The sequence below is a fragment of the Pseudomonas sp. NPDC088885 genome (assembly GCF_044750025.1).
Taxonomy (GTDB): domain Bacteria; phylum Pseudomonadota; class Gammaproteobacteria; order Pseudomonadales; family Pseudomonadaceae; genus Aquipseudomonas; species Aquipseudomonas rustica.
On record NZ_JBIVJB010000238.1, the window covers coordinates 357 to 1,671 of the forward strand.

Genomic DNA, 1,315 nt, shown 5'->3' on the forward strand with positions numbered 1-1,315 from the left:
CCAAAGCACTTCGGCGATATCTGCCATACCCATAGGTGCACCGGGATGGCCGCTGTTGGCTTTTTGCACGGCATCCATGCTGAGGGCACGAATGGCGTTGGCACGCTCACGACGGCTAGGCATCGCTGATCTCCTGGGGTTCTGAAACTAAGGGTGAATAATCGGAACGGAAAAAAGGCGAGCATTTTCCCTCACCGGGACGCCTCGGGGCAATGATAGATAGTCATCGGCGGGCGTTTTTCCCATGCTTAACGGCGGTTTCGGCTGGTGAAACCTTTCCGCTGTTCGTTTGTAGAGTGAACCGCTTGGTTAGAAGTGCAATAAAAAGCGCCATTGATCGAGCAATATCAAAACTTTTTGATATTGCCCTTGCGAGGAATTCTCACCGTCACTAGACTGCGGCCCTATGAATTTACGCGTGCCTTCCATTCGCCATGACGATTGCGACGAGCTGGCGGCCCTGTGCAAGGCCGGCGGCGATCCGTTGCGGCTGAATGTATTGCGCGCGCTGGCCAACGATTCGTTCGGCGTACTGGAGCTGGCGCAGATTTTCGGCATCGGTCAGTCCGGCATGAGTCATCACCTTAAAGTGTTGGCGCAGGCCGATCTGGTGGCAACGCGCCGCGAAGGCAACGCGATTTTTTATCGCCGCGCCCTGCCCCACACCGAATTGCTTGGCGGCAAATTGCACGCGGCATTGTTAGAAGAAGTCGACAATCTCGATCTGCCTGACGACGTGCAAGCGCGGATCGAACAGGTGCACGGCCAACGTGCCGCGGCCAGTCAGGACTTTTTCGCACGGGTCGCGGAGAAATTTCGCGCCCAGCAAGACTTGATCGCCGGCCTGCCGCAGTACCGCGACAGCGTGCTGGCCCTGCTCGACAAACTGAACTTCAATGGTGCGGCCACGGCCATTGAAGTCGGCCCCGGCGATGGTGCATTTCTGCCGGAACTGGCGCGTCGCTTCGGCACTGTAACCGCGCTGGACAACAGCCCGGCGATGCTCGAACTGGCGCGTCAGGTATGCGAACGTGAACAACTGGCTAACGTCAGCCTGCAATTGGCCGATGCATTGAACGGCACAAGCCTTCAGGCCGATTGCGTTGTACTGAATATGGTCTTGCACCATTTCGCCGCGCCGGCCGATGCGCTCAAGCACATGGCCGACCTGCTGCAACCGGGCGGTAGTCTGCTCGTGACAGAGTTATGTAGCCACAACCAGAGTTGGGCCAGGGAGGCCTGCGGTGATCTATGGTTGGGGTTTTAACAGGCCGATTTGGCGAGTTGGGCCACCGCTGCGGGTCTCGTTCCCGGG

The 1,315-nt window shown here is 58.3% G+C and carries 2 pseudogenes; one reads left to right on the forward strand and one right to left on the reverse strand.

What is annotated here, in order from left to right:
- A pseudogene (locus tag ACIP1X_RS28890) lies at positions 1 to 123 on the reverse strand (transketolase); the annotation flags it as partial.
- A 283-nt stretch (positions 124 to 406) separates the two neighbouring features.
- On the opposite strand from ACIP1X_RS28890, the pseudogene ACIP1X_RS28895 reads away from it, so the two are divergent.
- A pseudogene (locus ACIP1X_RS28895) lies at positions 407 to 1,264 on the forward strand (ArsR/SmtB family transcription factor); the annotation flags it as partial.
- Positions 1,265 to 1,315 lie beyond the last annotated feature (51 nt).